The following is a 25,248-nucleotide window of genomic DNA, read 5'->3' as shown; positions in this document are numbered from 1 at the left end:
GGAAAAGCGCCGGCGAAGACGCGAGGATGCTAGCGGAGCCGTGGCCGGGCCGCAACCACCGCCGGATCCAAGGGCCTGCGCCGGAACTTCTTGCAAAGAACGACAAAGGAATGAAGCGAGATTTTGCCGTAGGCATCTTGGCGCTCCCGTTTTGGCGTCGGAAGCGCTAAAGGTGGGGTCGGAACCTGGAAACACCCGATGAGCAATTCAGAGCGCAGACCGCGCCCGCGCGCCTTCCGCCTCAATGGCGACGAAACCGTGACGTCGAAGCCCTCGCCTCAGGTCGAGCCCGAGGACGATATTTTCGCCGAGGCGGCCGAACTGATCGAAGGCGCGCCGGGCGGCGAAGCCGCGGCCGACGCCGCGCGGGCCAAGGGGATTCTCGACCGCTATATTTTCTCCTCCGGCGGCGTCTTTTTTTCCGCGCTCACCGGCCTCATCACGCTGGCTCTGAGCATCTGGGTCTGGAATTTCGTCGAAGACCTGTTCGCGCGCTCCCCCATTCTCGGCGCGATCGGCCTTGCGCTGGCCTCGGCGGCGGGCGTCGCGGCGCTTTTGTTCATCGCGCGGGAAATCCGCTCGATCATGCTGCAGAACCGTATCGCCAAACTCCATGCGGCGCTCGGCGAAGCGCGCGCGGCCAATGACGGCCCCGCCGCCAAGACGCGCGTGTTGGAGCTCTGCAGGATTTATGAAAGCCGCGCCGATCTCGCGCGGCCGCGCGCGCTCGTCGCGGATTACGCCAAGCAGATCATGGACGGGAAAGACCTCGTCGATCTCGCCGAACGCAATCTCGTCGCCCCGCTCGACGAGCAGGCGCGCCGCGAGATCGCCGGCGCGGCGAAGCGCGTCTCCGTCGTCACCGCCGTCAGTCCGCGCGCCGTGCTCGACATCATCTTCGTCGCGGGACAGGCCATCGTGCTGATGCGCCGCATTTCCGAAATCTATGGCGGCCGGCCGGGCCTGCTCGGCTTCTTCAAGCTCGCCCGGTCCGTCGGCGCCCATCTCGCCATAACGGGCACGATCGCCGTCGGCGACACGCTGCTTCAGCAGGTGCTCGGCCATGGCGTCGCGGCGCGCATCTCCGCGAAGCTCGGCGAAGGCGTTCTGAACGGTCTCCTCACCGCGCGCGTCGGCCTCTCCGCCATGGCGGTGTGCCGTCCAACGCCCTTCGTTACCGAAAGCCAGCCCGGCGTGAAGGACGTTGCGCCCTTCCTCCTCGGCGGCGACAAAACCAAGGCCAACTGATTTGAAGATCGCAACCTGGAACATCAATTCGGTGCGGCTGCGCATGCCGCTCGTGGCGCATTTCCTGAAGACGGCCGCGCCCGACATTCTCTGCTTGCAGGAAACCAAGTGCCGCGACGCCGAATTCCCGATGAAAGACTTCACGTCGCTCGGTTATAACCATGTCGAGATCAACGGTCAGAAAGGCTATCACGGCGTCGCCGTCGCATCGAAAAAGCCCCTGCGCCTCATCGAGAAGCGAGACTTTTGCGAAAAGGGCGACGCGCGTCACATCAGCGTCGAGGCGGAAGGCGAAGGCGGCCCGATCACGTTGCATAATTTCTACGTTCCCGCGGGCGGCGACGAACCCGACGTCGAGATCAACCCCAAATTCGCGCATAAGCTGAGCTTTCTCGACGAGATGAAGGCGTGGGGCGAAAACGGCGCGGCCAAGGGACGCGTCGCCATGGTCGGCGACCTGAACATCGCGCCGCTCGAACACGACGTCTGGAGCCACAAGCAGCTCCTGAAGGTCGTCAGTCATACGCCGGTCGAAGTCGAGAAACTCTCCGCCGTCTTCCAGGCGGGAAAATGGATCGACGCCATGCGTCATTTCGTGCCGGCGGATGAGAAGCTTTATACATGGTGGAGCTATCGCGCGGCGGATTGGGCGGCGTCCAATCGCGGACGTCGCCTGGATCATATTCTCGTCAGCGAAGGGCTGGGCGGCGCGCTGAAGAAGCTCGACGTTCTTACGGAAGCGCGCGGCTGGGAGCGTCCCTCCGATCACGTGCCTGTCATTATCGAATTGTCGGAGTGAACGCGCAGCGGGGGAGCGGATGATCGCGCGCGACTTGATGAACCAGCGTTTCGCTTACGTTACCGCGGACGCCGATCTCGATTACGTTGCCAAGCTTCTCGCCGATTCCGGGGTCGGCGCCGTACCGGTCGTCGACGATAATCTCGCGCCGATCGGCATCGTCACGCGCAGCAATCTCGAAAAGGCGCGAGGAACGCCGGACCCGGACCTCGGCGCCATTCCCGAGTTTCTGCTGCGCAATCGACCCAAGGCGCGTTTCCACTCCAATGGATTGCGGCTTCGCGAGGTTATGACCGCGCCCGCAATTTCCGTTCCCTGCGGCGCGAAGCTCGCCGACATCGCCAAAATGATGGAGGAGCATCATCTCAAGCGCGCGCCAGTCGTCGACGGTCATAAGATTGTCGGCGTGCTGCTGCGACGCGAAGTCGTGAGCGCCATGTCGCACGGCGACGGCGTCGACATATTGCGCCCTCGAAAGGCGATTCTATCCCCCGCCCAGCCGCGGTCGAATGCGGAGACCGTCGCGACGGCTGAAGAGTTTCGGGCGCTCGTCGCCGCGCATGAGCGTCAGCTCGACACGGAGCGCGCCGAACGTCATCGCGCTTTGCAGGAGCTTCGCGAGCAGCGCATCAAGGAACTCGCGGCGCAACGCCTGACCGACTCGATGTGGCGCGAGATGCTCTCGAACGCGCGGCGCGCCGCAGGGTCGGGCCTCTTCGAGCACATGCTGATCCGTTTTCCGGCGCAGCTCTGCACCGATGGCGGCCGCGCCATCAATGCGCCGGATGCGCATTGGCCGGAAACGTTGCGCGGCGAGCCGTCGGACGTCTTTCGGCGCTGGCGCAACGAGCTGCGGCCGCGCGGTTTCCAGATCGCCGCGCAGATCGTCGATTTTCCAGAAGGCCTGCCCGGCGACGCCGCGCTGTTTTTGATGTGGGGCCGAGGCGCGTGATCAGCTCTGACGCGATTCTGCTTCGGCCCTGAGCGCGGCGAGCGACGGATAGCGTTGCGTGCCGACCGGGCTGCGCACTTCCACGGAGCCGTCCGACATCATGACATAGGTCGCGTCGCCGGCCGTATATCTGTCGACCTCCGTCGGCTGTTCGGGCGTGAGTTCCGCCCCAAGCATCGCCGCAAAATCCGGGCGGTCGAAAGGCTGCTCGGCTTTTGGCTCCGGCTCGCGCCAGGCGGCGGGCGCCGCCTCCGGGGTTTTCGGCGCGGCGTCCTGCCGGGGCGCGACCATTGGCGTAAATGCGGGCGCCGGAGACGCCGTCTGTATGGCCTGCGCCGATTGAGCGGCGGGAAGACCCGCGCCCAATCGCGCGAGATGCGCGACGACGCGGCCGAGCGCCATGGTCACGACGCCGCCCGCGAGGAAGACGGAGCCCGCAATGAAGAGGCTCCAGCCTCTCTCGAGCAGGATCAAATCCCAGCCCGACCACATCGCGTAGACGCCGCCGGCCGCGAGCGTCGCGCCCGCCGCAGTCACGCCCCATCCAGCTCGATTGCGCGTCATCTGGCTCCCGTTTTATCCGAGATCGCCCTTTTAGCATGAAGCGCGGACAAACGCGCAATCGACGCGGCCGCGCGGCGATCGACGCTCTCTCTTTTATACTTGAAGCAAGACAACTCGGCGACCGCTGGGCGCAGCCAAGTTTTCCTACTAATATGGCATCGGCTAGTTTTATGTTCAATATCTTGATATGGGCGGCAACGGATTTTTGAATGATCTATCAGAGTAAATCACATAATAACAATTAGTTATATGAATTCGAAACGCCGCGGCCCAATGACGCATCGTAACTTGCGCTCTCAATACAAAGCTATTGTTACCGGCCGAGGGAGCGGCGAAGCATTGCCTGACCGCGCCCGACCCATTCGGCCTTCTGATATGTCTTGATGGAGAGACGCGCATGAGGGGTTTATGGAAGCGCGGCGTTACCGCCGCGGCGCTCGGACTGGCCGTCGCCTTCGGGTTTGCGCCGACGGGCGCCTCGGCGCATGGCGGCGTGAAGCTCGAGCAGGATGAGTGCGTGCTGCATATCGGCCAGAGCGCAATGCACTTCATCGGCTATCAGCGCACGGGCGAGGAGCAGGAATTCTGCGAGGACATCGCCCAGACCGGGCCGACGGTCATCGCCCTGCAGGCGGTCTCGGACGAACTCCGCGACATGGCGATCGGCATTCGTATCATCAAGGATGTCGGCGGCGAGGCCAATGAAAAGGGCGACCTCACCGCCGCGACGATCGTCAAGCTCGACCCGAAAGTCTATCGCAACGGCATCATGACCTTCGAGCACGACTTCAAGGACGCCGGTCACTATGTCGGCATTGTCACGGTGCGCGACGATCTCGGCAATGAGTGGGTGTCGCGTTTCCCCTTCTCTGTTGGGCTCTACACCTTCTGGGGGATGATCGAATACATTCTCTACGCGGTCGGCTTCGTGTCCCTGACTGTCGTCATGTGGCTGGCCTTGCGGGCGAAATCGAACAGACAGAAGGCCGAACACGCCGCCCGCGCGGCAGCCTGATCCGAAAAGCGGCGGCCCGGTCTTCGCCGGGCCGCTTTTTAGTTCCTTCCATCGTAATTTAGAATTATTCTAGTTCTTGTCCCGCCGGGGCTCCGGGTCTAGTTACATGCGGGGCCCCGGGTCCTATCCCTGTTCAGGAGAGATTTGATGTCCTTCACGCTTGAAGACCTCCCCTACGCTTACGACGCCTTGCAGCCCTATCTGTCGCGCGAGTCATTCGAATATCATCACGACAAGCACCACGCGACCTATGTCACGAACGCGAACAACCTCATCAAGGGCACCGAATTCGAAGGCAAGCCGATCGAGGACGTGATCGTCGGCTCCTTCGGCAAGAACGTCCCGATCTTCAACAACGTGGCCCAGCACTACAACCACCACCATTACTGGAAGTGGATGAAGCCGAATGGCGGCGGCGCGATTCCGGGCAAGATCGAGAAGCTGATCGTCGACAGCTTCGGCTCGGTCGACAAGTTCAAGGAAGACTTCCAGAAGGAAGGTCTGGCGCAGTTCGGCTCGGGCTGGGTGTGGCTGGAGATCAAGGACGGCAAGGCCGCCATCCGCAAGACGCCGAACGCCGAAAATCCGCTGGTGCACGGCGCCCAGCCGCTGCTCGTCGCCGATGTGTGGGAACACTCCTACTATATCGACTACCGCAACCGCCGCGCCGATTATCTGAAGACCTTCCTCGAGCATCTCGTGAATTGGGAGCATGTCGAAGAAATGCTCGACGCCGCGAAGTAAGCGTCGAGTTCATTTAAGCAAGCATCCGGCTCATTGCGCGCGGCGGGCGCCCCTGCCGCGCGCCAAAAAAGAATGATCAGTAGCAGACCGTGCGGCGCACGCGGCCGCGCCACACTGTGCGGCACACTCGGCCGACCGGACGGCGCACGACGGCGGCGCCGCGCACGCCCGCGCAGCCGGCGCGATAGACGCCTCTGGCGCAGACGACAGCATTTGCTTCTTGCGGCTCGACGGTCATCGTCGCCGCGAACGTCATCAAACCAAGACCGGCCATCAGGAAATATTTCATTGCTCGGCTCCTGTTGCGCCGGCGCCGTCCGCCGGACGCGTCAGATATGGGAAGCACACAGGCGAGCGGCAAACATGGCCGTGAGGGCCGCGCCGGCAGCTTGACGACTTTCTCGAAACAAGTCGGCGCCCAGAGCGCCTCTTTGCGGCGCGCCAAACTCAAACGCACAGTCCCGGTTCAGAATATCGGCGCCGAGGCCGACGACGAGTCGCATTATCTAATCGCTTGGCAAGGACTATGACTGCGTCTCGACAATCGCCTTCAGATTGGCGAGGCCCTGTTCGAACTGACCGCCGACCATCTTGTCCATATTCATGAAGGCGTGGATCGCCTTGGCGACGAATTCATTGCGGCCGGACATGGTCCACTGCACTTCGGTCTTCGTATCGCCGATCGGCTTCAGATCGAACTGGACGTCGTTGACCGCCTGCATCGGCTTGAAGAACTCGATCTTGATGCGAACGCGCTCATTCTGGCTGCTTTCCTTGATCGTCATCTTGCCGGCGCCGACCTTGTTGTCGCCGGACCATTCGAGCGTGGAGCCGGCGCCGAGCGGCGAGCCGTCATAGGTCGTTTTCTGCTCCGGATCGAGCTTCGCCCAGGGCGACCATTTCTCCCAGTTATGGAAATCGTTGATCTCGGGATAGATGCGCTCGGGCGGCGCGTCGAGAATGGTCGAGCGGGCGATTTTGAACGTATTCGGCCGCAGCGAGATATAGGCGACGAGACCGCTGACGAGCGCGAGCGCGAATAAGAGGAATAGGGTCATAGTCGCATTCCCGGAGATGAAATTCCGCCATCGGCGAGCGACGGCTTTTCAGACCAATTTAGGGAGCGAACCGCCCCGTGCATAGAGCGCCGTTCTTTGAGGCCGTCGACGTCGCAAAGCCAAATTGACGTCGCGAGAGAAGCGCCAGCGTTCGTGGAGCCCGACGGGCTCCCGTTTTTCTCGAAGCGCTTCAGCGCGTAGGCCCGGCAAGCTTCCGGCGTCAGGAAATCTCGCAGGACGGCGCCGTCCGCGCGAGCCAACGAAGCGACGGCATCGCCCCTTATGTCAGGCTCGCGCAGAAGGACTGGATCTTCGCGCAAGCCGTTTCGAGCGTCAGCGACGAGGCGGCGTAGGAGATGCGAAAATTCGGACCCGTGCCGAAGGCCGAGCCATGGACCACGGCCACGCCTTCCGCATCCAGCAGTTCCGTGACGAAATCCTCGTCCGTCTCGATCACCTTGCCCGCCGGCGTCTTGCGTCCCATCGCCTCGGCGCAGGAGGGGAAGACGTAGAAGGCGCCTTCCGGCGTCGGGCACTTCAGATATTTCGACTGATTGAGCATGGAGACGACGAGGTCGCGGCGCTCCTGAAAAGCCTTGCGGAAAGTGGCGAGATGTTCCTGCGGACCGTCCAGCGCCTCGACCGCCGCCCATTGCGCGATGGAGCAGGCGCCGGAGGTCTGCTGGCCCTGCAAAAGGTCCATGGCCTTGATGAGCTGGCTCGGCCCGGCGGCGTAGCCGATGCGCCAGCCGGTCATGGCGTAGGCCTTGGACACGCCGTTCATCGTCAGCGTACGGTCCATCAAATTGGGCTCGACCTGTGCAGGCGTGACGAATTTGAAATCGCCATAAACGAGATGCTCGTAAATGTCGTCGGTGAGGACATGCACCTGCGGATGACGCAGAAGCACATCCGTCACCTTCTTCATCTCTTCATAGCTATAGGCGGCGCCCGACGGGTTGGAGGGCGAATTGAGCACCAGCCACTTCGTCTTCGGCGTGATGGCGCGCTCGAGCGCCTCCGGCTGAAGCTTGAAGCCGTCCTCCATCTTCGTGTCGACATAAACGGCCGCGCCGCCGCAGATCGCCACCATCTCCGGATAGCTGACCCAATAGGGTGCCGTGACGATCACCTCGTCGCCGGGATTGATAGTCGCCAGAAAGGCGTTGAACAGGATGTGCTTGCCGCCCGTCGCGACGATCGTGTCGGAGGCCTTGTAGTCGAGCCCGTTTTCGCGCTTGAACTTGCGGGCGACCGCCTCGCGCAGCTGCGGAATGCCGAGCACCGGCGTGTAGCGGGTCTCTCCGCGGTCGATCGCCGCCTTGGCCGCGTTGCGGATGTGCTCGGGCGTGTCGAAATCGGGCTCGCCGACCGAGAGGCTGATCACCTCCCTGCCCTGCGCTTTCAGATCGCGCGCCTTCTGCGTCACCGCGATTGTGGCGGAGGGCTTTACGCGCGAGAGAGCGTTGGCGAGGAAGGTCATTGCCGTCATTGTCCATTAGGGGAAGTGTGCGTCGCACCATAATTTGCGGCGCGGCGACCGGCAATGAAAATCCGCAGTCCAAGCTATCGGCGCAGATTCCGCGCCCATTAACCCGCGGCGGCTATCGTCTCTCCCTCTGGCGGCGGCGAAGGGGAGGAATGATGCTGGCGAGAATCAGAAGCGGCGACTGGATGACGCCGGAGCGTCTGCGCGTCTATCCCCTCATCCTGCTCGCTTTCTTCTCGCTCGCCGTCCTTGGCGCGGTCGCGACCTCGCAAAACCGCATGGGGCCGAACAATCTGCCGCTCGGCTCGGATTTCAGCCAGGTCTGGGTCGCGGGCAAGGAAGTCCTCGCCGGACATCCGGAAGCGCCTTTCGACATTGTGCGCCACGCCGAGGCGCAACGCGCCGAGTTCGGCCCCCGGACGGGCGTCTTCGGCTGGCACTACCCGCCCTATTTTCTGGCGCCGGCGGCGCTGCTCGCGCGCCTGCCCTATCTGCCCGCGCTGGCGTTATGGCAATTCGGGACGCTGGCGCTCTACGTCCTTTCCATCCTCGCGATCCTGCGCCGGTCGGGCCTCGGACGACGCGACATACTGGTCGCAGCGCTCGCCTTTCCGGCGGTCATCGTGAATCTCGGCCATGGTCAGAACGGCTTCCTCACCGCTGCGCTGCTCGGCGGCGGCTTCATCCTGCTCGACAGGCGGCCGTTGATCGCCGGCGCGTTCTTCGCGCTCCTCGCCTACAAGCCGCAGTTTGCGCTCACGCTTCCCCTTGCCTTGCTGATAGGCCGTCATTGGCGGGCGCTGGCGGGCGCCGCCGCGACCTTCCTGATCATGACCGCGGCAAGCGTCATGACCTTCGGGGTCGAGAGCTGGCGCGCCTTCTTCCAGAACCTCGGTTTCACGCGCCGTATCCTGGAAGAAGGCGCGACCGGCTTCGAGAAAATCCAGAGCGTCTTCGCCGCCGTGCGGCTCTTGGGCGGCGACGCGTCCGCCGCCTGGTTCTGCCAGGGACTGTCGACCGTCATTGCGCTCGCGGCGCTCGTCTGGCTGCTGCGCTCCGCCGCCGACGCGCGGGTGAAGGCGGCCGCGACGATCGGCGCCATGCTTCTGTCGACGCCCTATTCGCTCGACTACGACATGATGGCGCTCGCGCCGGCTATGGCGCTGCTCCTCTCGCATGGACTTGAGAAAGGCTTCCTGCCTTATGAGAAATCGGCGCTCGGCTTTGCCTATGTCGCCCCGCTGATCGCCCGGCCAGTCGCGATGGCGTTCCATCTGCCGATCGGAATCCTCGCCCTCGCTCTTTTCTACGCGGCGACGGTCCGGCATCCGCTTGGGGAGCAAAAAAACAAGCGAAGTTCAAAACTTGACGGAGATTTGCCGGCCGCGGCCCCGTCGCGAAATCCCGGAGTTTCGGACATCCGCTTTGCCGACCGTTAACCCCGTTGCGGAAACATCTTAAAATTTTATGAATATTTCGAAGCGGCGATGCAACTTTTCGAGCCCAAAATCGTTTTTATTCCAAGCTTGCCTACGCAGAGACGTCGGAAGCTTGCCTGTCGCGGCAGAGGGAGAGGCCGCAACTGATGGGAAAAGCAAGGGCGAAGACCCGAAAAGGATGAAGACGATGTCGCTCGTTGATAAATTCGACGATCAGATTGAACCGGCCTTCACGCGCAGCTTTGATCGCGAGTCGGCCCGCCGCCAATTTCGCGTGTCTATTTTGCTGGTAGCGGCTATGGCGACGGCGGCTTTCGTCCTCGGTTTCGCGTTGCCGATCAACTCGGCGCAGAATGGCGTGACGCCTGTATCGGACACGATGGAGTTTTCTGGCCGGCTTGTCAGCGTCGACCGCTGATCGTCCGCAGTCAGGAGATCGTGGCGCGCGCCCTTGGGCGCGCGTTTACATTTTGCAGGCGGATCTGACCGATGGATCCTCGCTGCGCCCACAGGGGAGCAGGAAGAGCGACGACCGCTTGCGCGCTCCGGACAAAGAAAAGCAAAACCCCCGCCGATCCAGGCGGGGGTTTCCGTTTGCGCCGACCACGAAGCCTTCGAGGCTCCGGAGCGCTTAATGCGCCCCTTCCTTCTTATCGTCGTGATGGTGATGCTCATGGCCGCCATGAGCGTCATGGCCGGCGTCCTTCGGGCCCGACGTGTCCTTGTTGTGAGCCTTTTCCCAACGCTCCATCGCCTCCGCGTCATGGGCGTGCTTGGCGTCCGGCGCGTCAATCGCAGCGTCGATGACGACTTCGCCGGCCTTCTCGAAGACGAGCGTCATTTCAAGGCCCCAGCCGACTTCCAGATGCTTCTTGGCGCCGATGAGCGCGACATAGACGCCGCCCGGCGCCGCCGTCACCGTGGTTTTCGGCGGAAGAACGATCGGCGTTTCGGCGTCGGGATTCTTCGGGTCGCCGTGAATGACGGCCTTTTCGAATTTCTCGACCTTGACGGCGATCAGCCTGTCCGGCGTGTCGCCATTATTGTGCAGGAAAGCGTAGAAGGTCGCGTTCTTCTCGCCGTCGGCCGGCGCGCGCAGCCAGGGATGCTCGACCTTGAGCTTGCCGACGTCATATTCATGCGCCTTGGCGGCGCGAAGGGGAACGAAGACGCCCATGAACGCGCCAGCCAGCACGGAGCCGCCAGTGGCCAAAAGATCACGCCGCTTGATCATCATGCTTCTCTCCCTAATGCGGCCGGCTTTCCCGCCGGCTCGAAAAACGCGCCCCCAGCCTGTTTGACCACGCGCCCGCACATCAGTGCGAGTGCAGGCTGATCTCGACCAGCGGCTCGTTCGCCATCATGGCCGCCTGCCCGGCGAACTGCGTCGCGCTGCCGTCGTCCGCGCCGAAAGCTTTGAAACGGGCGCGCACATAGCCGGACCGGTCCACGAGGAAATGCGCCTGCGCGATCTCGCTCGTATATGGAACGTTGGGGTAGCGGTTGATGACCGAATAGGCCTTTTCGACCGCCGCGGGATGCAACGCCTCCCTGCCCTTCGCCTCCACGGGGCAATCGCCCGTATAGACGGTGACATGATTGACGCTGGCGGACTTCGCCGCCTCGGCCGCCTTAAGGAGGCTGGCGTCGAGCTCCTTCTTCTCATCGCCGGCCGCCGTGCAGCGCGCGAATGACAGCAGCGTCGGCTTCCCGCGCAGCTTGAAGAAGGTGGTAATCTCCTCTTTGGGATCGACCAGCGCGAAATCGGGGGCGATGAGCCACTGGATCATGGCTTGCGGGCCGATGAAGCGCGAGCGGTTCGTGCTCGACAGGATCAGGAGATAATTGATCATGTCCCAGCGGTCGTCGACGTCGAGCACATGGGAGAAACTCGGCATCACCCCGCTTTGGCCGCCGAAGGTCAGCCAATGGAAGATGTCCCCGATCGTATGCGTGCCGACATGCGGCGCGGTGAGGTCGGCGGGTTCGACCTTCAGGCCCTGCGCATTTTTCAGATCCTTGGACATCGGGCCGTTGCCCTCGCCCATCGGCCCATGGCAGCCGACGCAATTTTCCTGAAAGGCCGTCATGCCGCGCGTGATCGATTCCGCGGTGAAATCCTGAGTGGGATCGTTGTAGGTGTCCGTATAGGCCTCGGTCGAAAAGGAAACCGCAAGGCAGAAAAGCGCCGCGATCGTCGCCGCGGGCGTGGCGTAGAGACGCTTCTCGCGCGTCGCGGGCGTCCACCAGACCAGCGCCGCGATGATGGCGAGGACCCCGGAAGCGATCGCCCACCACCAGATTGGCGACGGGAAGATCGGCTTTTGTCCCCAGGTCGCGATGTAAGACAGGCGAAACGGCAGCGGCCAGTAAATATCCGTCTCATGCGACGCGGGCGTGATCACCGCGATGTAGCCGGCGACGCCGAGAAGTCCCAGGCCGAAGACCGCCTCCAGGCTTCCGACCTTGCCGACCCAATCGACATTGAAGGGTCCATTTGCGGGGCGCGCATGCATGTATCGCACGATGGCGAGGGCGCAGAGCAGCACCGCGCAGAGCAGCGCCAGTTTCAGCGTCAACAGCCTTCCATAGGGCGTCGCAAGCATGTTCGGCACGCTGCCGACATTTTCATAAGCCATCGCCACGCCCGTCACGGCGACCAGGCCGACGGCGGCTTTCGCCACCAGAGACCAGCGCTCGGCGAGCTGCGCGGCGACCTCCGGCGGCTTGCTATGCGCCGTGAACATCCACCAGACGAGGCCAAGCAGGCCCCCGAGCCAAGTCAGACCGGCGGCCGTATGCAGGACGAAGCTGATCTGGGTCCAGAGCGGCAGACCATCGTCGATCGCATGGCCCGTCACGGAAACCACCGCCAGCACCGCGACGCCGGCGCCGAGCGTGATCTTGTCGAGAAGATCGGAGGAAACGAAAATACGCGCAACGGTCAGCGCCGCGAATGCGAAAGCGAGCAGTTGCGTCGCGAGCCACGCCTTGCCGACGCTGGTTCCCTGCGCAAATTCCCACAATACGCTCGAATCCAGCGGGCGGTCCGAAGGAATGATATTGCGCGCGATCAGATAGAGCGCGGGGAAGCCGAGCAGCGCCCGCAGGACGCCGGCGGCGGCGACGGGTATCTTGAACCGACCCGAATCCTCGCCGATGAGACGCGGCATGAGGAGCAGGCCGACCGCCAGCGCCGACGGAAGGCTTTCCAGAAAGCGTATGAATGCGAGAGAAAGATACATTGTGGGATCTCGCCCTGACCCGTTCCGCGGATCGATGAAAAGCGCCGCGCGACGTGAGTGGAGCCGACACGCTCCGCGCCGACTTGCGCGCCCTTATGCGATCCGCTTTAAATCCAGCCGCGCCTATTTCGGATCGACGGTGAATTCGTAATTGCCTTCGACGATATGGCCGTCGGTCGAAAGCACCCGATAGCGGACGACATATTTCCCCGGCGCCAGCTCCGGCGAGTCCATCGAAAGCTCACGCGGCTTGTCGGGCGTTCCGATCGCGCCTTCGCCGAGCACCTTGCCGCTGGCGTCCTCGATCGTCAGCTTCGAATATTTGGGCTCGACGCCGCCGCCGAAACGCAGCTTCACGGTTTTGGGCGACGCGGCGACATGGTCCTTCGACGAGGGGGTCGCCTCGACGAGGAAGGAGTGCGCGAGCGCCGGACCCGCCAGGACGGCAAGAACGCCAGCGAGGAGCGGGCCAAGGATGCGACGCGAAGACTTGTTCATCGAAACCTTCATGACATTTCCCCCGAGGCGCTTTGGCCCCACTTTTTCTCGTTGCATGACAGATGCGCAGCGGACCCCGCGTCTTCAAGAAGCGGCCGTCTCCTTCGGCGCGGTCTTCTTCGGCGAGGGATGCGTGTGCTTCCAGTAGACGAACACCATGCCGGCGATGAGGATCGTCCCGGCGATTTGCGGCACCCATGCCCAAAGCGTCTCGCCCACCATGAATTTGAACAGCTCGGTCTGCTGTTCGCCATTCTCCTTGGTGAGGGTCACGAGACCGATATAGTGGCCGTTATTCTCGAAATTATGCTCCAGGCTGAACGTGCCCTTGGTGTATTTCTTCGCGGGCAGATGCAGCTCCGTGAGCGCCTCCAGCTCCGCGCCGGTCGGCAGGACCGGCGTCAGCGGATCGCGGATGACGCGCAATTCGAGCGGCAAATCGCGGAAGGACGGCGTCTCCAGATCGAACACCATGATCGTGCGGCCGGTCGCCGGAATTTCGCTGCAATATTCGCTGCGCGATTTGTCCGGCTGGAAGACGGTGATATGGATCATGTCGTAGCCAAACATGACCATGCACATATTGCCCATGGACATGGCTTCCGGTCCGGCCCCGCCCTCCGCGCGCGCCTGCGGCGCAAGAACGAAAGACAGCGCGGCGCCCAATACAGCCGCCGCAAGGCTACGCCAATTCTTCATTTCTTCCCTCGACTGTCGAACGCGCCTTTTTGGCGCAACCTATTTATTTGTTTGATCGACTCTCTGCCCGCCGCGGCCATCCGAGCCATCCGCCTTTCTTTGGCGACGCCCCGCTTCTAAGCCGGTGAAGCTTTCCCGGCAATCCACCCACAACGCGACACGACCCTCCGTCAAGCGTTACTTTGCATCCAAAATGGGCTGAGGCGCGAGCGAAAAGCCTTGGCGCGATTTGCGTCTAAAGGACGCACCAATTGATTTTGAGCAAATATCTGAACGAGCGGCAGGCGGCGATTTCGCCGGCGGCGAGGGCCGTCGCGAGCGACAGAAGCCCTTCCCTCCCCTGAAACGGGAACCGGCCGGACTTTTGGTCCGGCCGGCATGATTGTTAGGCGATGCGGGTTCGCTTAGGGCATGTCGCCGGCGACGAACTTCGGAATCACCGGGCCGCCGACTTCAGCCGCGAAGCGCTTGCCGTCGGGCGTGAAGAAGAACAGCAGGCCGCCGATCTGGCTGTCGGTGTCGTAAGCCAGGTCGGACAGACGCTCAATGTCCCAACGCGCGTCCTGGATCTTCACGACGATTTCCTTCGACTCGCCGGGCGCGATCGTGTCGTCGTTCGACAGGCCGCGGTCGGCAAGCAGGTAATCCGGGAAGTCAGGCTTCGTGGTGAACACGGACGGGTTCAGGAAGCGCAGGCCAGCCGCGGTGTATTCGCCGAGGCGAACCGGCTGCGACGTGCCGTTCTTGACCTTCACATTGATGGTCAGCTCGCGGCCCGGAACCTTGTAGACGCCGCCGTTCAGCTCGGTCGTCACCTGCTCCTTGCCCACGCCCGCCGTGCCTTCCGTCTCGATCGGCGTCAGCGGCTTCTGCAAGCCGGCCTGAAGCGGGATCGTGCGCGGGAAGGTCGAGTTCGTCACCGCATAGCCGATGATCGTCGCGAGGATCGTCAGCGCGAGAACGATCGCGCCAATGCGGCGGTCGTCATCGCCGATGACGTCGTCCGGACGGCCTTCAGCAACCTTCAGATAAGACGCGATGATGCCCTTCCGGACGAACCAGAACAGAATCCACGCCGCGCCAATCGCCATCCACGGCAGATGCCACGCGTAAACGCGGCTGATGCCGAAATGCTCGAGATCGACGGTCGAGCCGTCAAGGAGCGTCACCGGATCGGTGAAGTCCTTCATGTCGCCCTTGATCTCAATCCACTGGCCGGGGCCGATGATCGGGCCGCCGCCTTCGACGTTGATCTGAGCGTGGACGTGCCACCGGCCGGCGCGACGGCCGCGCAGATTGACCGAGAACGCATAGTCCTTGCCGATCTCAAGCGACACCGAACGAGGAGCGAACTGCTCGCCGATGAACTGAGCCGTGCGAACCAGAACCGGACCCGGCTCGCCGGCGTTCAGGAACGACACGCGCGGATTGGCGACCGCCTGCGGCCAAGCCGAGAAGACGTGAATCTTGCCCGACAGAACCATGTCCTCGTTGACGTTCACCGTCGTCTTCGACCACGCAACGTCATACCAGTTCAGCGTGCGCATGCGAAGAAACGCCTGCTGCGACTTCTCGCCGTGCGCCGAGGCCGGAGCAATCGCTCCGAGCGTCGCCGCCACAGCAGCCGCCGCGCCGAGGGCGGCGAGCTTGACTAGCTTTTTCATGAACAAACCTCCCAGGTTCTCTTCCGGCCGGCGCCTCGCGCGCCAGCCGACTTTTTTAGCCGCGGACCGACCGGAAAATCGGCGATCCAACCTTCATGCGGTCCGCGTTTCTCTTTTCGAGTTGGGCTTCGGCGAACCGAAAGCCGCGGCCCGCGTCAGATGGTGTCGATGACCTTCGTCGTCGAATACCAGCGGCCCATGAACCACCACAGGAAATACACCATCATCGAGACGAAGCCCGAGAAGAACGCCGCAACCGGCACAACGTCCTTACCGAAGGTGCGCAGCGTGCCGCGCTCGACCATGCGGATATATTCCGGCATCGACGTGCGGACGTAGTGAAGGCCGATCAGATCCGCCAGCGTCATCAGCTGACCATGCTGCTCCGTCGCCTGGTGGAAGGCGGCGATCGCCGGCCAGTTGTTCGGATAGAACAAAAGACCCCAGCCCAGCGAACCGACAACCGCCGTGATCACATAGGAGCCCGACAGAAGCAGGATCACGTCAAGCCAGATCGCCGGAACGATCAGAGCGGACGGGAACACCAGGCTGATCGGGAAATAGGTCCAGCCCCAGAAGTTGACGTAGCGGTTGATCCACTCGCCAATCAGCAGGCCCAGAGCCGCGAAAACGGCGCCGAACGGCAGACGGAAGTTGACCCACCAGAAAGCCTGCGACGCCGCGCAGAACGTCACGCCCAGGATCGGAACGACCGTCGGCCACATACGACGATCCTTCCAGTCAATCCAGAAGTCCCAGTCGCCCGCCGTCAGCATGAAGTGGACGTGGTAGCCGCCGAGAACGGCGAAAAACAGCAGAACCAGAAGCATCCAGTCCGTCGTCGCGACGCAACCCGCGGCCTCGGCCACGGAGTTGAACGGACCGACCGCCCCCCCGCTTTTCGATTGTGACATCACTCTTCTCCTTGGTGTTTCTCGGAAGCCTTGAACGCTCCGAGCTTTCTTTTGCAGCCGACCCGAAAGCGCTCTCGCCCTCCGGATCCGCGCCCGGACAATGACCGCGTCGCGCCCATCGCCCGGCTTTCCCAGTCGCGCCGCGCATGCCGCGCGACGCCGCGAAACCTTCCCCGCAACGACCGGGTTGCTCCCGGTTTTCAACACGCGACAAGCCACCCAACCGCCTCAGGCGGCCAGACAAAACCCGACCCATGTCCGTTTCGAAAGAATTCCGCGCCCGAACCGCCGCCCGCGCCAAAGGGCGCGGGCGGCTTTGTCCGCGATTACTCGGTGAGGAGGGCGACGCCGTCCTTGCCGACCAGCGCATGGATGCGCATCAGGATCTGCAGAACCACGCCGAACACGCCCAGCGCCATCCAGCCGAAGAACACGAAGCCCCAATGCAGCGGAGCCACGAACAGCTCTTCCATGAACCAGAAAGTGTGGCCCCACTCGTTCAGGCCAACGTTCGGGATGATCATGAACGGGCCGATGGCCACGATCAGGAACGCCAGCGAGTAGCCATGAGCGAAATACGGAATGCGGGTCTTCGCATAGAAGAACGCGCCAACCGCGATCACCGAATAAATCGGGTAGCTCATGTAGAACTCGATGATGTGCGACGGCGTGAAGTCCGTGTCGCGGATCACCGTCATGTGCCAGGTGCCGTCCTGCTCCGTGAAGAACGACGCGCCCCAGTAAATGGCGATGCCGTAAACGACGAGCCACTGCACCAGAACGACCAGGCGGCGCATCTCTTCGCGCGGCGAAACCGCGTCGACGTTGCGGTCGCGCGTCTTCCACAGATAGCCGGCGAGGCCAAGGCCCGAAACCAGCTCAAGCGGGATCTCGGTCCAAAGGATCGACATCCAGTAGGTCTGGAACTCCGGCGCGAACGAATCAAGGCCGGCGCGCCAGCCATAGATCTGCTCGTAAATGCGCACGATCAGATAAAACGTGTTCAGCAGAGCCAGGCCAATCCACATGCCACGCAGATCGACTACGGACTCTACCTCAGCAGCTGCGCCAGCAGCTGCGCTAGTCGTCGAGCTCATATTTAACTCCTCCTATGTGCTCCCAGGGATTGCGCGTGACCGGTAAAAGCTCCGCCTCCCAGAACGGAACCGCTTCGTCCTCGTTTGATTAAACGTTCGGCGGGATACGTCCTAAACGTCGACCCACGCCTACCGCCCTTCTTGACGCAGCCCTCAAATCCCGAAATCCCCGGAAACAGCCGTCCCCAAAAGACCCCAAAATCCAAGCCGCCGCTTGTTGTTATCGGACGAACACCGACGTCGCCGCCTAAACAGGACCCAAATCGCTTGGCCTCCCAGACCAAGCCCCAGACCCTGTCTAGCGTGGCCCAACCATTCCCCCTCACCAACATAATATCAATATCCCTTGAGATAGCTAAAAACTGTCTATCGAATAGTAATAACAACCCCAGTAGGTTGGCAAAATACCAGCTGAATGGGTAGGATAACGGCTGTTGGGCGTATGGTGCGGTCCAAGAGACAGCATTGTTTTTTATGAAGTTACAATGCGTGAAGCCGCCGCTTGGCGGAGAGATGGCTAAACCGTGGCGCCATTGCGAATGGCCCCGCCAACAGGACTGCGTCGTTCTGTCCAAAAAATGATGAAGCGGAGGCGTCGACCGATCTTTCGCGCGTGCGGCGGGGCTGGAAAAAGCAGTTTTGCAGAATCAACGATCCAAATGCGAAGGGCGCGCCGGTTGCGGCGCGCCCTCTTATTCAACCTTTACTGCGGGCGCGGCGTATCCTTGGTGCGCGCCGGCAGGATCGGATAGGTCACCTTGGGCTGCTCGCCCGTCAGCGCGCCCAGAAAGGCCACGATGGCGGCGTTCTCATCCGGGGTCAGCGTCGCGCCGAGCTGGGATTTCGCCATCACGTCGACAGCTTCCTCGAGCGTCCAAACCGAGCCGGTGTGGAAGTAAGGCGCGCGCAGAGCGACGTTGCGCAGCGGGGCCGAGCGGAACACGAAGGCGTCGGCGTCGCTATTCGTGACCTTGGCGCGGCCGCGATCCGCCGCGGGCAGGATCGCCGCGTCGGGCTTGGCCACGGCGCCGAAGGGGAAATAACCGTTGCCGCCGACATTGACGCCGCTGTGGCAGCCGGAGCAGCCCTTGTCCATGAACAGGCGCAGACCCTTCTTTTCCGTATCGTTCAAGGCGCTGGCGTCGCCAGTCAGGAATTTGTCGAACTTCGCGTTCGGCGTCGTCAGCGTGGCCTCGAAGGCCTCGATGGCGTTCGCCATATTGTCGAAGCTGACAGGATTGGCGTCGTTCGGGAAAGCCGCCTTGAACTCGGCGACATAGCCCGGCATGCTCTTCAGCGTCGCCTCGACGACGGCCGGCGTATTGTTCATCTCGACATCGGCCTGCACCGGGCCCTTGGCCTGGGCCTTGAGATCGACCGCGCGGCCGTCCCAGAACTGGGCGACGTTGAAGACCGCGTTGAGGACGGTCGGCGCGCGGCGCGGGCCCTTAGCCCAGGCGTGCCCGATCGAGGTCGAGCCGGAATCCTCGCCGCCCGTGCCGAGATTATGGCAGCTGTTGCAGCTGATGATCTGGCTCTTGGACAGACGCGGCTCGAAGAAAAGCTTTTTGCCGAGCTCCACCTTGGCGGGCGTGATCGGGTTGTTCTTGACGACCGCGTTCACGCTCGCGGCGTCGACCGGCTTGAAGACCGCATTGGCGTCGGCGCGCAGATCGCCCGCCTGAGCCATAACTGGAAACAGCAGCGCCGCGCTGAGCGCGGCGATCCGAAATCCGGACATTGGTTTTCTCTCCCTGGCAGCTTTGGTTTGTTGAACGCTCGGCGCCCCGCCGCGCCGCCGCGCGAAGCTTGCGCTCCCGGCTACCACAACGCCCGACAGGGCGGAAGCCCTCGGCGCAGCCTCGCAGGTCCCTCCCCGGCTGGTCCTTCCCAGGATTGCCGGTCAGGGAGCAGCGACGGCGACTTCGCCGCTCGATTTCATGAGTTTGCGACGGCCAGACGACGGCGCGCGCCCATTTGGCGGCGCTTCAGACAATTATTCGCCGGGTAATTATGGCAAGGAGACTTGTCCGCTAAAGGCCGCGCCTTATTCTCAATGAAAAAAGCGCGCCGCCAAAGGTCGCGCGTCGGGGGAGGAAAAAAGCGATGCGCCGCATTGGATGGACGAAAAACGCATCGACGGCGCTTATCGCCATGGCGCTGGGCGCCGGAATTGGCTCAGCCGCCGCCGAGCCGCTCGGTCTGCCGCCCGTGCCGATCCCCTCGGACAATCCACAAACGCCGGAGAAGATCGCGCTCGGCGACAAGCTCTTCCACGACCAGCGCTTCTCGATCGACGGAACGGTGAGCTGTGCGACCTGCCACGACGGCGCGAAGGCTTTTACGGACAGCCCGCTGAAAACGTCCCAGGGCCACAACAAACTCACAGGAACGCGCAACGCGCCGACCGTTCTCAATGCGGCCTATTTCACGTCGATGTTCTGGGACGGGCGCTCCTCGTCGCTTGAGGATCAGTCGCAGTTCCCAATGGTCAATCCGGTCGAGATGGGGCTGACGGATCATGCGCCGGTCCTCAAAATTGTGCGTGAGGACCCCGCTTATGTCGAAGGCTTCAAAAAGGCCTTCGGCAAGAGCGGCAAGGACGTCTCGCTGGAGGAGGTGAAGAAGGCCATCGCCGCTTTCGAGCGCACCGTCATCTCCGGCGACTCGCCCTTCGACCGATGGTATTTCGGCGGCGACGCCAATGCGATGAGCGCTCAGGCGAAACGGGGTTTTGACGTCTTCATCGGCCAGGGACGCTGCGTGTCCTGTCACGTCGTCGAACAGACGCAGGCGCTATTCACCGACAATAAATTCCACAATATCGGCGTGGGGATAAATCGAATCCAGTCGGATATTCCAAAGCTCGCCGGCGAGTTTCTGAAGGCGAAATCCGCCGGCGCGGACGTCGATAAGGCGGTGCTCGCCGATCCGAAAACGTCAGACCTCGGCCGTTTCGCGGTCACCAACGCCTTCGACGAGATCGGCGGCTTCAAGACGTCGACGCTCCGCAATATCGCGCTGACGGCTCCCTATATGCATGACGGATCGCTCAAAACGCTGAAGGACGTCGTCAAGCATTATAATGAAGGGGGCAAAAGCCCGGGCGACCCCTTCCCCGTCAATCCCTATCTTTCGGGCGGCATTCGCCCCCTTGATCTCACCGACCGGCAGATCGACGATCTCGTCTCCTTCCTGGAGGCGCTCACAAGTCCGTCCATCGCCGCGGCGCAAAAGAAATAAGGACAAGGGAGAGAGTCATGACGAAACTCGTCACCAGGCGCAGCGTGATGGCGGCCGGCGCCGCAGGCGTCGCAGGGACGCTCACGACCCTGCCGGTCAGCATGGTGAAGCTCGCCTTCGCCGGAACGCGCGACGACGTGTCCTTCACCTATATCTCCGACTCGCATATCCAGCAGATCGCGGGCGCGAAATTCGTGCGCAACTGGGACATGGGTCTCAAGCGCGCGGTCGCGGAGGCCAATCTCATCCAGCCCGAAGTCGACTTCGTGATGTTTGGCGGCGATCTCGCGCAACTTGGCAAGCGCGAGGAGCTGGATCACGGCGCCGAAATGCTTTCCGCGTTGAAAGGCAAGCTGCATGCGGTGATGGGCGAGCATGATTATTATCTCGATCTCGGCGAATATTGGTCGAAGCTTTACGGCCCACAATGGTACAGTTTCGACGTGAAGGGCGTGCATTTCATCGTTCTGAACTCGATCCTGACGACGGATGAGTGGACTTTTCATCGCTGGCCGAGCGCCGAACGGCGCATGCTGGAAATGGCTGGGCTCGACAATCCGAACGGCTCGCCCTTCATGGTGGGCGAGAAGCAGCGCAAATGGCTGGCGGACGATTTGTCGAAGGTCTCGAAGGATACGCCGATCGTCGTCTTCTCGCACTCGCCTTTGCAGAAAATCTACAAGGGCTGGAATTTCTGGACGGACGACGCGGAAGAGGTTCAGGCGCTTCTCTCCACGTTCAAAAACGTCAACGTCATTTACGGCCATGTGCACCAAATTCAGTACAATCAAATCGGCGCCATCGCCTTCAATTCGGTGATGGCGACCTCATGGCCCTGGCCCTATCCGTCGACCTATGCGCAGGCGGAAAGCCATCTGCCGGTGCTGACCGTGCCGATGAACCGCGCCGACCCTTTCTTCGAGCGCGACGCCACCGGATGGCAGCTCATCGACGTGAATTCGGGGAGAGTCACCGCGCGGTATCAGCTATGGGACAACGATTCCCGCATCGTCGGTTTCGACCCCGCCCAGGGCCATCCCGTCGACAAGACCTATCAGGACCCGACGCGGCGCAAAATCGCGCAGGCGCATTATTGATCCGGAGAAAGCTCATGCGTCAGCAAATCGCCGCCGTCGCCTTTGTCATGGCGCTCACGGGGACCTCCGCATTGGCGGACGAATTCAAGAAGACCGATGTGGCGCGCTGGCAGGAGGAATATGACAGCGTCGCCAAAAAGGGGCGCGAACTTTGGACGAGCGGCGCGGTGGGAACCAACGGCGTCGCCTGCGCGCAGTGCCACCCCAACGCCGCCAATACGCACCCCGAAACCTATCCGAAATTCCAAAAACAGCTCGGCAAGGTCGCGCAGCTCTGGGAAATGGTGAATTGGTGCATCCGCAATCCGCTGCAGGGGCAGCCGCTGGCGGCGGACGATCCGAAGATGACCGCCCTGCTCGCCTATATCCATTCCGAGCGCAGAGGCGTGAAGCTGGAGCCCGGCAAGCACTGAAAGAGCGCGATTTCTCAATCGCTCGGCGGCGCCGCGGCCTCCTGATAGGAAGCGCTCGGAAACATGTCCGAGACGACGAAATCAACCCTGCCTTCCACAACGTCGCCGTCCGTCGCCAGCACCCGGTATCGAATCTGATAGGCGCCGGAGCTGAGCGCCTGCGGCGGGAGCGTCATCTCGTGAGAGGCCTCCTTCTGCGTCGCCTCGGCCAGAACGCGCCCTTTCTCGTCTGCGAGCGCGACGGTCGAGTAGAGGGCGTCCGCCTTTCCCGAAAAGATCAACCTGATCCGCGGCATTTCGTGCATCACTTCCTGCCGCTTGGCGGGCACGGAATCGACGAGAGCGACATGGGCGCCGGCCGGAGTCTGGGTTGCGGCCAGCGCGAGCGCGGCGAGGACGCCGTTCGTCAGCAGCTTGGACATTGCGCTTCTCCTCTACGGCGTCGCCACGCGGGGACGCCGCCTCGCACATAAAACGCCCCGTGAACGCTGTCCGTTCGCCGCCAGTTTTGAATATTTCTAAAAGACCAGTCCCTTTGCGCGCCTCGTTCCTCTCTTGCCCTTCCGGCCGCGCCGGACTAAAAGGCCTCATGCGCCGCCGGCCGAGAGGTCGTTTCGGCGCTTTTTGGCTTGATCGCGCTGCTTGCGCGCCGGCCACCGACACTTCGACCGGAAGCGACGCGCCCGTGCCCGACAAAAGCGTATTTTCGCCGCAGAATTTCGGCGTCTCGATCCTCGGCGGCCTCGCCGCCGCGGCGATCGCGGCCGTCGTGACGCGCGGGGGGCTTGGCGGACTGCTTTTCGCCCATCTCGCGCCGTTGCCGCTCGCCATCGTGGCCTTCGGCTTTGGGATCGTTCACGGCGCGACCTCGGCGATTGTCGCGACGCTCCTGCTTTCGGTTTTGGCCGGCCCGGGCGTCGGCGTCGGATACGCCCTGCTCGTGGCGTTTCCCGGCTGGCTCGCCGCTTACGCCGCCTCTGGAGCGCCGCGGGGCGACCGCGACCTGATCCGCTCGAACTTTTCGAGCTGGGCCTGCCTGGCGGTCGGCGGCGCGCTGGCCTTCGCCATCATCCTCTGGCTGATCGTCGGGACCTATTGGCAAGGGTCGCTGGACGAGGTCTTGAACCCCATCCGCGCCCGCGCCTTCCTGATGCTGGACTCCATGCATCGGAACAAGGAGATTCCCGAGTCTCTCAGTCCGACGGAGCTTTCCGGACAGGTTGCGAGGGCCGTGCCCGCCTTCTTCGCCGGATACGCGCTCCTCATCCACATCGCCAATCTCTGGATGGGCGGGTTTATCGCCCGCGCCTCGGCGCTGCTGACGCATCCCTGGCCCGACATCGCCATGGACTACCGCCTGCCCCGGGCCGTGGCGGGCCTCTTCCTGGCCGGCGTCGCGCTGACCTTCTTCAATGGTCCCGCCGGCGCGGTCGGCCTCGTGCTGGCCGCCACCATGGGCATGCTGCTGATGCTGCAAGGACTTGCGGTCGTGCATGTCTTCGTTCGCGGCTCGAAATCCAGCGCGCTCGTGCTCTCCATCCTCTATTTCATGCTCGGCTTCCTCGGATGGCCGATCGTGCCGCTCGCCGTTCTCGGCATAGCGGACGCCGTCTTCAACTATCGCGACCGAAAAACGGCCGCGGCGCCCGGCCAGCCGCAAAAGCCGGCGGAATCGGATTGACTTCCGCGGGATTTTCCTGACAAAGGCGCCAACTCTCGGAGAAGAAGAAAAATGGAAGTCATTCTGCTCGAACGCGTGGCCAAGCTCGGCCAGATGGGCGACACGGTGAAGGTCCGTGACGGTTACGCCCGCAATTTCCTTCTGGCCCGCGGCAAGGCGTTGCGCGCGACGGACGGAAACAAAAAGCATTTCGAGACCCAGCGCGCCCAGATCGAGGCGCGCAATCTCGAGGCCAAGAAGGAGGCCGAGGCCGTCGCCGAGAAGCTCGACGGTCAGACCTTCGTGCTCATCCGCCAGGCGGGCGAGAGCGGCCATCTCTATGGCTCGGTCGCGGCGCGCGACATCGCCGAGGCTGCGACGGCCGGCGGCTTCTCGCTCAACCGCAACCAGATCGTTCTGACCCATCCGATCAAGGCGCTCGGACTGCACCCCGTGCCGGTGCATCTGCATCCGGAAGTCGACGTCAAGATCACCGTCAACGTCGCCCGCTCGGAAGAGGAAGCCGACCGTCAGGCGCGCGGCGAGTCGGTCACGACCCGCGAAGAGACGTCGATGGACGATCTCGGCCTCGAAGTCGGCGCGGCGCTCGCCGAGGCTGGCGACGTCGAGCTGTAAGAGCGCTCACGCTTCTTTGGATTTTGAACCCGGCGGTCGAGAGATCGCCGGGTTTTTTATTATTGCGAGCCATCAGCGCCCCCCGCTTGAGCCGTCATTGCGAGCGAAGCGACGCAATCCAGAACCACGTTAACGCCCTTGGATTGCTTCGTCGCTCGCGCTCCTCGCAATGACGGCGGGCCGCCTCAATGAAGCTCTTCATAGAGATCGCGCCACGTAGGGTTCATCGCCTCGATCAATGCAAGTTTCTTGGCGCGAGACCCTGCCTTTATCTGTTTCTCTCGAGCGATCGCCTCGGGCATGGTCTCGTAATATTCGCACCAGACAAGCAGACGACAGCCATATTGTTTGGTGAATCCGTCAACGAGGCCCTCTCGGTGCTCCCAGGCCCGTCGCGGCAGATTGGACGTCACGCCCGTGTAGAGCGTGCCATTGCGTTTGCTGGCGACAATGTAAACGGCCGGATTTCTCATAGGCTTCAACTTAACCGTCATTGAGAGCGGAGCAAAGCAATCTAGAGCCGTAGTGAGACTCTGGATTGCTTCGCCTTCGGCTCGCAATGACGATTGGTGACGAACTCGCCCCCGTCATTGCGAGCGGAGCGACGCAATCCAGGGCGTCATCACGATTCTAGATTGCGCCGCCGCTGACGCTCCGCGCAAAGGCGGCCGGCGTCGATGCGTGATTCGGCGTTGTGCAAGCCCGCCAATCGCCGCCTTCGCGGCGCTGTGAATAAGACTCGCAACTCCGTGATGGAAACCTCTCATTAAGAGT

The 25,248-nt window shown here is 62.6% G+C and carries 27 protein-coding genes; 12 read left to right on the top strand and 15 right to left on the bottom strand.

The window, feature by feature from the left end; all coding sequences use genetic code 11:
- Window positions 1-198 precede the first annotated feature (198 nt).
- From MMG94_RS02930 to MMG94_RS02920, 3 genes are read left to right on the top strand one after another with little or no spacing between them, the layout of a single operon-like run.
- Window positions 199-1,248, top strand: a complete 1,050-nt coding sequence (locus MMG94_RS02930) for a YcjF family protein (RefSeq protein ID WP_016920570.1) — start codon at window positions 199-201, stop codon at window positions 1,246-1,248.
- 1 nt (window position 1,249) lies between these two features.
- Window positions 1,250-2,047, top strand: coding sequence for an exodeoxyribonuclease III (gene xth / locus MMG94_RS02925; RefSeq protein ID WP_016920571.1), 798 nt, complete (start codon window positions 1,250-1,252; stop codon window positions 2,045-2,047).
- 19 nt (window positions 2,048-2,066) lie between these two features.
- Window positions 2,067-2,999: a CBS domain-containing protein gene (locus MMG94_RS02920; protein ID WP_016920572.1), complete on the top strand. Its 933-nt coding sequence runs from the start codon at window positions 2,067-2,069 to the stop codon at window positions 2,997-2,999.
- Here MMG94_RS02920 and MMG94_RS02915 read toward each other — a convergent pair whose 3' ends face one another.
- The gene (locus tag MMG94_RS02915) at window positions 3,000-3,563 is read right to left on the bottom strand and encodes a hypothetical protein (protein ID WP_016920573.1); all 564 of its coding nucleotides are present in this window, start codon (window positions 3,561-3,563) and stop codon (window positions 3,000-3,002) included. It abuts the gene before it with no gap.
- 397 nt (window positions 3,564-3,960) lie between these two features.
- Between MMG94_RS02915 and MMG94_RS02910 the strand changes: the two genes are divergently transcribed.
- Together MMG94_RS02910 and MMG94_RS02905 are read left to right on the top strand one after the other, a co-directional pair.
- On the top strand, window positions 3,961-4,578 hold the full coding sequence (locus tag MMG94_RS02910; RefSeq protein WP_154420063.1) for a hypothetical protein: 618 nt from the start codon (window positions 3,961-3,963) through the stop codon (window positions 4,576-4,578).
- Between the two features lie 147 nt (window positions 4,579-4,725).
- A complete protein-coding gene (locus MMG94_RS02905; RefSeq protein ID WP_016920575.1) occupies window positions 4,726-5,322 on the top strand; it encodes a superoxide dismutase in 597 nt (198 codons plus the stop codon).
- A gap of 76 nt (window positions 5,323-5,398) precedes the next feature.
- Here the strand turns inward: MMG94_RS02905 and MMG94_RS02900 are convergent, their stop codons facing one another.
- The 4 genes from MMG94_RS02900 to MMG94_RS02885 all read right to left on the bottom strand — a co-directional run bounded on the left by MMG94_RS02900 (window position 5,399) and on the right by MMG94_RS02885 (window position 7,863).
- Complete coding sequence (locus MMG94_RS02900; RefSeq protein WP_016920576.1) at window positions 5,399-5,611, bottom strand: hypothetical protein; 213 nt, start codon at window positions 5,609-5,611, stop codon at window positions 5,399-5,401.
- Between the two features lie 40 nt (window positions 5,612-5,651).
- Window positions 5,652-5,825 (bottom strand): hypothetical protein, encoded by a 174-nt coding sequence (locus MMG94_RS02895; RefSeq protein WP_154420064.1) that lies wholly within the window; start codon window positions 5,823-5,825, stop codon window positions 5,652-5,654.
- Between the two features lie 21 nt (window positions 5,826-5,846).
- A complete protein-coding gene (locus tag MMG94_RS02890; protein ID WP_016920578.1) occupies window positions 5,847-6,380 on the bottom strand; it encodes an SRPBCC family protein in 534 nt (177 codons plus the stop codon).
- Window positions 6,381-6,660: 280 nt separating this feature from the next.
- On the bottom strand, window positions 6,661-7,863 hold the full coding sequence (locus MMG94_RS02885; RefSeq protein ID WP_026016346.1) for a pyridoxal phosphate-dependent aminotransferase: 1,203 nt from the start codon (window positions 7,861-7,863) through the stop codon (window positions 6,661-6,663).
- A gap of 158 nt (window positions 7,864-8,021) precedes the next feature.
- Here MMG94_RS02885 and MMG94_RS02880 point away from each other — a divergent pair, with 158 nt between their 5' ends.
- On the top strand, window positions 8,022-9,308 hold the full coding sequence (locus MMG94_RS02880) for a glycosyltransferase family 87 protein (RefSeq protein WP_016920581.1): 1,287 nt from the start codon (window positions 8,022-8,024) through the stop codon (window positions 9,306-9,308).
- Between the two features lie 178 nt (window positions 9,309-9,486).
- Window positions 9,487-9,726: a hypothetical protein gene (locus MMG94_RS02875; RefSeq protein WP_016920582.1), complete on the top strand. Its 240-nt coding sequence runs from the start codon at window positions 9,487-9,489 to the stop codon at window positions 9,724-9,726.
- Window positions 9,727-9,939: 213 nt separating this feature from the next.
- Here MMG94_RS02875 and MMG94_RS02870 read toward each other — a convergent pair whose 3' ends face one another.
- From MMG94_RS02870 to MMG94_RS02835, 8 genes are all read right to left on the bottom strand, one after another.
- The gene (locus MMG94_RS02870) at window positions 9,940-10,545 is read right to left on the bottom strand and encodes a copper chaperone PCu(A)C (protein ID WP_016920583.1); all 606 of its coding nucleotides are present in this window, start codon (window positions 10,543-10,545) and stop codon (window positions 9,940-9,942) included.
- Window positions 10,546-10,624: 79 nt separating this feature from the next.
- A complete protein-coding gene (locus tag MMG94_RS02865; RefSeq protein ID WP_016920584.1) occupies window positions 10,625-12,553 on the bottom strand; it encodes a CopD family protein in 1,929 nt (642 codons plus the stop codon).
- Window positions 12,554-12,676: 123 nt separating this feature from the next.
- Window positions 12,677-13,051 (bottom strand): copper resistance CopC family protein, encoded by a 375-nt coding sequence (locus MMG94_RS02860; RefSeq protein WP_244415399.1) that lies wholly within the window; start codon window positions 13,049-13,051, stop codon window positions 12,677-12,679.
- An 84-nt stretch (window positions 13,052-13,135) separates the two neighbouring features.
- The gene (locus MMG94_RS02855) at window positions 13,136-13,750 is read right to left on the bottom strand and encodes a hypothetical protein (RefSeq protein ID WP_016920586.1); all 615 of its coding nucleotides are present in this window, start codon (window positions 13,748-13,750) and stop codon (window positions 13,136-13,138) included.
- 404 nt (window positions 13,751-14,154) lie between these two features.
- Complete coding sequence (amoB, locus tag MMG94_RS02850; protein WP_026016564.1) at window positions 14,155-15,414, bottom strand: bacterial ammonia monooxygenase, subunit AmoB; 1,260 nt, start codon at window positions 15,412-15,414, stop codon at window positions 14,155-14,157.
- A 155-nt stretch (window positions 15,415-15,569) separates the two neighbouring features.
- Window positions 15,570-16,328: a bacterial ammonia monooxygenase, subunit AmoA gene (gene amoA / locus MMG94_RS02845; RefSeq protein ID WP_026016563.1), complete on the bottom strand. Its 759-nt coding sequence runs from the start codon at window positions 16,326-16,328 to the stop codon at window positions 15,570-15,572.
- A 326-nt stretch (window positions 16,329-16,654) separates the two neighbouring features.
- Window positions 16,655-17,425 (bottom strand): bacterial ammonia monooxygenase, subunit AmoC, encoded by a 771-nt coding sequence (gene amoC / locus MMG94_RS02840; RefSeq protein WP_026016562.1) that lies wholly within the window; start codon window positions 17,423-17,425, stop codon window positions 16,655-16,657.
- A gap of 703 nt (window positions 17,426-18,128) precedes the next feature.
- Window positions 18,129-19,166, bottom strand: a complete 1,038-nt coding sequence (locus tag MMG94_RS02835) for a cytochrome-c peroxidase (RefSeq protein WP_016921028.1) — start codon at window positions 19,164-19,166, stop codon at window positions 18,129-18,131.
- Window positions 19,167-19,531: 365 nt separating this feature from the next.
- Here MMG94_RS02835 and MMG94_RS02830 point away from each other — a divergent pair, with 365 nt between their 5' ends.
- The 3 genes from MMG94_RS02830 to MMG94_RS02820 are packed head-to-tail and all read left to right on the top strand — an operon-like array spanning window position 19,532 to window position 22,178.
- Window positions 19,532-20,668 (top strand): cytochrome-c peroxidase, encoded by a 1,137-nt coding sequence (locus MMG94_RS02830; protein ID WP_026016406.1) that lies wholly within the window; start codon window positions 19,532-19,534, stop codon window positions 20,666-20,668.
- 17 nt (window positions 20,669-20,685) lie between these two features.
- Window positions 20,686-21,765 carry a metallophosphoesterase family protein gene (locus MMG94_RS02825; protein ID WP_016921025.1) on the top strand — a complete coding sequence of 360 codons (1,080 nt, stop codon included), beginning with the start codon at window positions 20,686-20,688 and terminating at the stop codon, window positions 21,763-21,765.
- Window positions 21,766-21,779: 14 nt separating this feature from the next.
- Window positions 21,780-22,178: a c-type cytochrome gene (locus MMG94_RS02820; RefSeq protein ID WP_016921024.1), complete on the top strand. Its 399-nt coding sequence runs from the start codon at window positions 21,780-21,782 to the stop codon at window positions 22,176-22,178.
- Between the two features lie 14 nt (window positions 22,179-22,192).
- Here MMG94_RS02820 and MMG94_RS02815 read toward each other — a convergent pair whose 3' ends face one another.
- On the bottom strand, window positions 22,193-22,600 hold the full coding sequence (locus MMG94_RS02815) for a copper resistance CopC family protein (protein WP_016921023.1): 408 nt from the start codon (window positions 22,598-22,600) through the stop codon (window positions 22,193-22,195).
- 263 nt (window positions 22,601-22,863) lie between these two features.
- On the opposite strand from MMG94_RS02815, the gene MMG94_RS02810 reads away from it, so the two are divergent.
- On the top strand, window positions 22,864-23,859 hold the full coding sequence (locus MMG94_RS02810; protein ID WP_040579410.1) for a DUF2232 domain-containing protein: 996 nt from the start codon (window positions 22,864-22,866) through the stop codon (window positions 23,857-23,859).
- Between the two features lie 51 nt (window positions 23,860-23,910).
- Window positions 23,911-24,474: a 50S ribosomal protein L9 gene (gene rplI, locus MMG94_RS02805; RefSeq protein ID WP_016921021.1), complete on the top strand. Its 564-nt coding sequence runs from the start codon at window positions 23,911-23,913 to the stop codon at window positions 24,472-24,474.
- Between the two features lie 185 nt (window positions 24,475-24,659).
- Here the strand turns inward: rplI and MMG94_RS02800 are convergent, their stop codons facing one another.
- Window positions 24,660-24,947 (bottom strand): GIY-YIG nuclease family protein, encoded by a 288-nt coding sequence (locus MMG94_RS02800; RefSeq protein ID WP_016921020.1) that lies wholly within the window; start codon window positions 24,945-24,947, stop codon window positions 24,660-24,662.
- Between the last annotated feature and the right edge of the window lie 301 nt (window positions 24,948-25,248).

The organism is Methylocystis parvus OBBP, assembly GCF_027571405.1.
GTDB classification, from domain to species: Bacteria; Pseudomonadota; Alphaproteobacteria; order Rhizobiales; family Beijerinckiaceae; genus Methylocystis; species Methylocystis parva.
The sequence above is the reverse complement of the archived record's forward strand: the minus strand, read 5'-3'. Positions and strand labels throughout refer to the sequence as shown.